Genomic DNA, 3,060 nt, shown 5'->3' on the forward strand with positions numbered 1-3,060 from the left:
AGATGATTGAAATCGTTCCGCTTTATCCGTGCGTTCATAGTGACGCTTATAAAGCTATAAATAATTTGCTTGGTGAGGATGTAGCCCACCAACTTCTCTACGATCCTCGGGAGGTTTACAGCGATGTTCGATCTGACAATGGAACTGGTGCAGAAACTGTTGAAGGATGGCTTCGGTCTCGGGTTCATGATCACGGTGCTGCTCCTGTTACGGAAAAGGCTGAGGAACCAACAGCTCCATGACCGTGATGTGTACTGGACGGAGTTGCTTGAGGCCATGGCAAGAAAGGCGGGTGTCCAATGGGATGCAAACTTGATAGCTTTACAAAACTCAGCAGCCAGGCGCAAAGGGTTCTTCGAATCTTTAACCCACATTTTTGCCCGTTCTGCACCAAAGACAAAGGCGTACCCGTTTACCATAAACTTAAATTTATCCAAGGGGATGAAATCGATGAAAGAATATCTAAAGAAACTAGGAAAGACGAAGTTCCAAGCTTATCTACTGGTGACATTTATCAACATAGCGACGTTCATCCTATACGTGAATGGAAACCTGCAGGTGGACGCGACAATCGATCAATGGATGCCGCTTATCAACCTTGGAACACAGATGATAGCGACGATGATCTACCAACACATTGAAGGCAGCATTGACCGTGAAGCGCAAAAGCAACAGGTTTATGTTATGCCTGGATCCGCAGATCCAAAAGCAGCTGAGACAATTGTATCGACGGACATTGAATCCATGACACGATCAGAGATCATGATGCAGGTTCGTGCAGTCAACGCAGAGCTCAATGATTACATAGGTTACATCGAAAAACACCCAAATGATATTGGCAAAGAAGCTGCTATCCGGTATCTGAAGATTCATGACTTATTGAAAAAGCAGGACCCGCTTGCACATCCTGAGGAACCGGAGGCGAAGTAAGATGTCTGGATTCTTGATGAAATATGAAATTATTCCGCGGTACCTGACAGCGCCGAGTTTACGGCGACCGAACCTCCTTGCTGACCCAATTCGCTTCATGGTCGCGCACGATACAGGCAATCCCGGAAGCAAAGCTGCTGGTAACGTATATTATTATGAAAACAGCAGGAACGCGATGGAGGCAAGCGCTCAAATCTTTGTAGATGATAAAGAAATCATTGAATGCATTCCTTTCTTGACAGGTACGCCAGAGAAAGCTTGGCATGTTGTGTACAACGTAAGCACTGACAATGCGATGTTTGGTGTAAATGCAAACGATGCGGCAGGAGGCATAGAACTATGCTATGGCGGGAACATCGACGGAGTTGAGGCGTACAAACGATACATTTGGGTATTAGCATACAGTTGCTGGAAGTTCGGACTTGATCCGACGATTCATGTAACAGGTCACTTCATCCTAGATCCAGCGCGCAAGGTARACCCCATGAATGCTTTTACGCTTATGGGTAAGTCTTTTCAAGATTTTATTGTTGATGTAGTAAACGAATATAACGAATGTTTGGAGGAAGCGGCGATGAGAGAAGAACTGGAAGCAATGAAGAAAGAAATCGAAGAACTGAAAGCAAAGAATAGTATGCCATCCCCAGAGTGGGCAAAGGAAGCGACAGCAGCTGCAGTGAAGGCGGGACTGGTAGATTCTCCAGATGGAGCAAGTTATGACTTCTATCGGTTGATTACAGTGATTCATCGCAAAGGACTTTTATAAATTGTATCCTAGCCTGGCCATCATTTCAGTAATGGAGTGATGGTCTTTTTATGGAATTTTTACGCCACTCATATGTTGATTCCAAAGGACTATTAATAATCATGTTTTTGTATTTTGAAAAGGAGGGAAATGTTGGAATTTATCGAATACTCTAGTGGAAAAATATAACTTTGAGTGGGTGAGGTCTCTATGACTGCAGAAATTGGAATTTTAAACAAAACCGGTGTTGCTCTTGCTGCGGATAGTGCTGTAACAGTAGGTAATACAAAAGTGTTTAATTCAGCTGACAAATTATTTTCGTTATCAAAAAAACATCCTGTTGGAATCATGATTTATGGTAACGCAAATTTTATGGGAACGCCGTGGGAAACAATTATAAAAATGTATAGGAAAAAATTAGGTGATACTCATTTTGATGAATTGGGAAAATATTGTGAAAACTTTTTCGAGTTTTTGCTATCTGACAAGCGCTTTTATAGAGTAAGTTCTGAGAACGATACAATTGCAACTATCTTTCGAGATTTTTTTCTTAATTTACTGCAAACAATTAACAATCTTTTGGTTAAAGAAAATTTCACAATAACTCCTGGTGAAAATGAAGTTAGAAATTTACTTTATGCAGAAGCTGATTATTACCAGAGAATGCTTAGCCGCGTTCCTTATATCAATGACTTCAACGATACTTACTTATTATGGTTCGCAACCAATAAAGCGCAAATAATAGACAAGCTTATTCAGGAAAATGTTAATATAGACATTGATCAACAAACCAAAGAACTTTTGTACAATATTGCTGCCTTTTTAACATCAAAAGACCTTTTCACGTCAATTGAATCGGGAATTGTTATTTCGGGATTTGGTGAAGAAGATATTTTTCCATCTTTGTATTCATTCTCTGTTGAAGGAATATACAATAATACTTTGAAATATAAGTTGAAAGATAAAGTTCATATCTCGGATGATAATAACGATAGCAATGCTACAGCTGCAGTGGTACCATTCGCTCAACAAGAAATGGTTCATTCGTTTATGACAGGGGTAGATCCATTAATAAACGATGAAATTCACAAAGTTATTAAAACAGTTGTAAATTATTATCAGAAAGTAGTGGAGGATTCTCTTGGTATTGTCATGACGGATGATCAAAAAAATGAGTTGACTGAAAAGGGTAGTGAACTTTATGATGTCTTTAAAGAAGATTTCAACCAGTTAAAGATTGAAAAATTTCTCAACCCGATTACTGAAACGGTGGCAGCCTTTCCAAAAGAAGAGTTAGCTGCAATGGCAGAAGCACTTATTAACCTGACATCAATCAAGAGAAAAATGACTATCCAAACCGAAACTGTCGGAGGTCCTATTGATGT

3 protein-coding genes are annotated in these 3,060 nt (G+C 39.9%); all 3 read left to right on the forward strand.

Annotated features, from left to right (window positions below; translation table 11 throughout):
- Window positions 1–123 precede the first annotated feature (123 nt).
- Window positions 124–930 carry a hypothetical protein gene (locus tag AC1DUA_RS31470; protein ID WP_477503489.1) on the forward strand — a complete coding sequence of 269 codons (807 nt, stop codon included), beginning with the start codon at window positions 124–126 and terminating at the stop codon, window positions 928–930.
- A gap of 1 nt (window position 931) precedes the next feature.
- Entirely contained in the window at window positions 932–1,696 is a 765-nt protein-coding gene (locus AC1DUA_RS31475; RefSeq protein WP_477503490.1) for a peptidoglycan recognition protein family protein, read from the forward strand.
- A gap of 189 nt (window positions 1,697–1,885) precedes the next feature.
- On the forward strand, window positions 1,886–3,060 hold a 1,175-nt coding region (locus AC1DUA_RS31480; protein ID WP_477503491.1), incomplete at its 3' end, for a hypothetical protein.

This window comes from Paenibacillus sp. 01T422, assembly GCF_056398785.1.